Origin of the sequence: Methylocucumis oryzae, from assembly GCF_000963695.1 — a bacterium.
In the GTDB taxonomy this organism is placed as follows: Bacteria; Pseudomonadota; Gammaproteobacteria; order Methylococcales; family Methylomonadaceae; genus Methylovulum; species Methylovulum oryzae.
This window is the reverse complement of the sequence record NZ_LAJX01000258.1, coordinates 1-4,547: the sequence shown is the minus strand read 5'-3', so window position 1 is coordinate 4,547 and position 4,547 is coordinate 1. Positions and strand designations below refer to the sequence as shown.

3 protein-coding genes are annotated in these 4,547 nt (G+C 44.4%); 1 reads left to right on the top strand and 2 read right to left on the bottom strand.

The features are described 5' to 3' along the window. Positions 1-231: 231 nt before the first annotated feature. Positions 232-1,629: a hypothetical protein gene (locus tag VZ94_RS19385; RefSeq protein ID WP_045780500.1), complete on the top strand. Its 1,398-nt coding sequence runs from the start codon at positions 232-234 to the stop codon at positions 1,627-1,629. Positions 1,630-1,819: 190 nt separating this feature from the next. On the opposite strand, the gene VZ94_RS19380 is transcribed toward VZ94_RS19385, so the two are convergent. Next, positions 1,820-2,545, bottom strand: coding sequence for an SPM autocatalytic domain-containing protein (locus VZ94_RS19380; RefSeq protein ID WP_045780499.1), 726 nt, complete (start codon positions 2,543-2,545; stop codon positions 1,820-1,822). 1 nt (position 2,546) lies between these two features. Beyond that, a partial coding sequence (locus VZ94_RS19375) for an SdrD B-like domain-containing protein (protein ID WP_045780498.1) occupies positions 2,547-4,547 on the bottom strand: 2,001 nt, incomplete at its 5' end.

Genomic DNA, 4,547 nt, shown 5'->3' with positions numbered 1-4,547 from the left:
GTAGACTAAACCGTCATTCCGGCAGGGATTGCCGGAATCCAGTCGCCATGGATGGCAAAGCTTCAAGCACATTCCGTGTGTCCTGGATCTCGGCAATCCCTTAATGCCAAGGATGGCATGTATTAGAGCAACGCAGGAGCAGTTGCCGAGCCGAGATGACGTTGTACACACTTTAGTTGTCCCGTCTTAAGTGGGTAGCCCGCCAGATTAACACTACCATCATCAGCCAACATGCGTAACCTACTCCGCTTTACCGCTGTACTTGCTGTATTATTCAGCTCTATAGCTTTCGCTACCGATGAATTAAGCGCTTGTTTACAACACCCGGATTCCTCGCCTAAACGCTTAAACCCCCAGTTATTTGGCGTCAATATGTTGTATTTTAATGAGACAGATGGGCTACGCGCTAAGCCTAATTACCAAAGCCAATTAACCGAAATGGGCATTAGCGTATTGCGTTTTCCAGGTGGCGTCGTAGCAGATAATTATCATTGGGCTAATGGCAAGTCGGAACGAAGCAATCGACGTCCTAAAGGTCATGCGGGTTCTGCGAAAGATTTAAGCTTTGATGAATTTTATGTATTAGCCCAAGCACTTTCTGCCGAACCGACGTTGGTACTCAATTATTTATCGTGGCTAGAAAAAGACCAGATTGAAGGCGCTTATCAAGAGGCCAGTGCTTGGGTGGATTATGCGAACAACAAACAACACCCACACATTAACTATTGGGAATTCGGCAATGAAGTGTATGAGTACTTACCCGAAGAACACGTCACGGCAAAAGCCAGCCTCTATGCAACGCATTATTTGACGCTGAAGCAAAAACTACACGCTATTGATAAAACACTAAAACTAGGCGCAGCGATGCCGGAAAAACTCGACCTAACGGCGCGCGGCGATAACGCGCCTTGGTGGGCTAGCTTTTTGACCACCGCTGGTAGCGAAGTCGATTTTTTAGCCTTACATTATTACCCTGGCTTGCCCGTTAAGCGCTTTGTTGAATCTGGCACCGGGATTCAAGAATGGCTCACTAAAGTCAACGACACGATTAAACAATACGCAAACCGGCAAATCCCGCTACATCTGACCGAATGGAATATCGCCTTATGGGATAAGTCAGGAAAACAACAATTACTAGAGCGCGATTCGATTTGGCAGGGCTTGTTTGTCGCCGAAGCGTTATTTGATTTTAATGCGCAAAATGTGCAATTAGCCACGTTCTGGCCGCTACGCACTGAAAAAGGCGCAGGCTTATTAGCATTAAAGCAACAACAAACGTTTATCTCCGGTGAAGTTTTTAAACTATTAGCGCCTTTACGCAATAGTCGCATTAGCAACGATTGTAAACAATCTGGTTTACGCGTACTACGCTTAGCCACTGAACACGGCTCGGCCATCTTAGTGATTAATAAAAAGCCTAACCAAACCTTGTCGTTAACTCAGCTATTAGGCAAAGAAGGGCGTCTTGTCAGTTTGACGCAACTCACCGGCAATGAACATCTTAGCCATAATTATCATCTCAGCGCTCCAATAACACCGGCAATGGCTTCGTTAACTAACTATTTATTGACAGAGCCTGGGATATATTTATTCAAGATTAAAGACCTTGGAGTCCATATAGGGTCATAACTAAATTCAAGAGAGCATAACAACCGTAGTTTTTCCTCAAGGCAATCCAAACCAATTATCGGTATTCCTACGACTCAATTGACAGTTGGTTTTTATCAAATTGAAATAAATATTGGCTGAAGTTCCACAACAAAAAAGCCCGGTTTCGCTGCCGAAACCGGGCTTTTGTCAATCAAACGTCAGTCAAACCTTAGCTTAACCAAACTGGGTCTGATGCTAAGCTCGCTAAGCTAGGTAATTCAATACCGGCAGCGGCAACATCATCGGCTGAGACATTGAAATACACATCGGTCATATCTCTTGAGCTGCCATTAGCCATTACGACACTGCTGCGCTCTAAATGCAAGTTACCTTGTGCATCGATTTCTGGCACTTCGATAAAGCTGACATTTAAGCTCACAATACCGGCATCCGCTAAGCTAATTAACTCACCAGCATCAGTTGCATGATTGCCGTTAGCATCTTGCCAGATTTTAAGGCTAGCAAACTCTGCGTCAGATGCATTAACCACACCATCGCTGTTGCTGTCGTAGTTAGACAATTTAGCGAAACCATCGCCTTTGTTTAAGCCACCAAACAATTCGTTAATGCTATCGATACTGCCATTGCTATCGCTGTCAACCGCTAAGAAACCATCTGAGCCCGATAACCAACCGGATGAGATTTTGCTGCCGTTGCCTAATAGGTCAAAGCTACCCATAGAGGCTGAGCGAGCAACAGTTTGTACACCGTCACCGTTTAAGTCAATCACCAACGGTGTAATACCTGCATCTCTAGTCGTATCATTTTGACCAGCGACTAAGGTAAATACATCGGTTTTAGTCACGTTAGTGGTAGAAATACCATTACCGGCAACATCAGAGTCAATCGCATCGTTGCTGCCTACATCTTTTGGCGCCCACTTCCAGTTGCTCATGTTATTCCACTGGTTGTAGTTGTAATGCCAAAACGTTGGTTTTATCGAATTGCAAGTAATAGCTACCTGGGTCTAAATTCGAGAATTGGTAATTACCCCAATCATCAGTCTTCATCGATGCGACAAAGGTGTTGTCAGCTTTATATAAGGTCACAGTAATACCTGCAATACCTGGCTCTGATGAATCTTGTAAGCTGTTGTGATTCATATCATCCCAGACTTTATTGCCTACCGAGGCTTTCGCACAGAATATACCCGCATCGACGGTCAAATCTTGCTGACCGGTTGCCAACGTGATGATATGGCTAGAACCGCTACTATCAACGTCAGAATCTACCGAATCGTTACTACCTTGATTTTGCTTAGTAAAGGCATAACCATTGACACCATTAAAGATAACTTGGTATTTGCCTGCATCTAAGTTATTGAAAATATAGTTGCCTTTGCTATTCGTCGTTGTCGTTGCTGTAATATCATCATCAGTACCAAAGACACCATCAACGCCAGCACCTTTCAGTGTAACCTTGACACCGCCTACGCCATATTCACCGCTTTCTTGAATACCGTCGTTATCTTTATCTAACCACAATTTATCGCCAATAGAGGCTTTAGTTGTAGTCGTGAAACCTGTGTAATAGGCGTCGTCTTTATCAGTCACTTTCTCAGTACCACCAACAGCATCGGTACCAGTGACTGTACCGGTATTTTTAATCGTACCTGCGGACGCTGTTTCTTTAGCGGTATATTTCCAGCTTTCACCAATATCTAACCAGCCGTTATTATTGGTATCGCCGCTAACATAAGTTACGGTCGCAATTCTGTCATCAACCAACTTAATATCTTTTAACGCGCTATCGCCAGTATTTGTGACGATATACGTGAACGTCACAGTGCTACCAACTTTGACTTGTAAGCCCGGAGGCGCATCAGCATCATATAATGTTGTATCAACTGTGCAGTTATAAGTTTCTTTCGAACTACCCCAATCGCAGCCTGAGCTATTTTCTTTGCAGAAACTGTTATAAGTCTCGGTGTAATTGCCACAGCTTAATGCGTATTTGGTTTGGGCGCAGACTTGCTCTTTGGTATACGCATAACTGACTTTGTTATGGCAAGCATTTAAATACGCCGCGACGCATTCACGCAAGAACGCGTCTTGCCCACCGCCTGTTGTGCATAACACTTGGTATAAGGATTTATTGCCACCTGAACAATTGGTACCAAACACGGTATTAAAGTTATCGGAAAGTTTGCAACCCGTGCCTGACCAGTACGCGCCACTCCAACTATTGGTATAGTTATTTTTCCAATGCGATGCTGAAGCGCCTTCACCATCGCAGCTATTGACTGTGGTGCAAACCGTACCCGATACATATTTTTCGACGTCGATGCCGACTTTATAGACACCGGCATCAACAGTTAAGTCGCTTTCGCCACTCTCTAAATTCACGGTACCGCTACGACCGGTTGCGACCACAGCATCAGAATCTTTCGCATCATCACTGCCTTGATTAGACTGCGTGTACACATAACCGGCAGGTTTTGAAAACTGCACTTGGTAATTACCAGGATCTAAACCAGTGAATAAATAATTGCCATTATCATCGGTAGTGTCAGTCGCTAAAATTTCATCATCGCCATCACCGAAAATGTTATTTGCGCCTGCACCCATTAAATTAACGGTTAAACCAGAAATACCGGCTTCGTTATCATCTTGTACTCCATCGGTATCTTTGTCGTACCAGATTTTGTCGCCTAAGCTCGCTAATTCATAGAAACCGGCATCGACACTGATGTTGTCATCACCGGAAGCTAAGGTATACGTGCCGGTGAAGCCGCTGGTACCCGCATCGGAATCATTTAGATCATCGGTCGTCCCGACATCGGCGGTACTTAAAATTGAGCCATCGCTGGCAATAAATTTGACAACATAGTCGCCAGGAACTAAGTCAGTGAATTTATACGCGCCGTCGCTACCAGTAACTTGGCTAGTGATAGGTGT

Bases quoted from the DNA above. Each gene is read 5' to 3' on its own strand.
- VZ94_RS19385 (WP_045780500.1), top strand. From the start codon at position 232: ATGCGTAACCTACTCCGCTTTACCGCTGTACTTGCTGTATTATTCAGC.
- VZ94_RS19380 (WP_045780499.1), bottom strand. From the start codon at position 2,545: ATGAGCAACTGGAAGTGGGCGCCAAAAGATGTAGGCAGCAACGATGCG.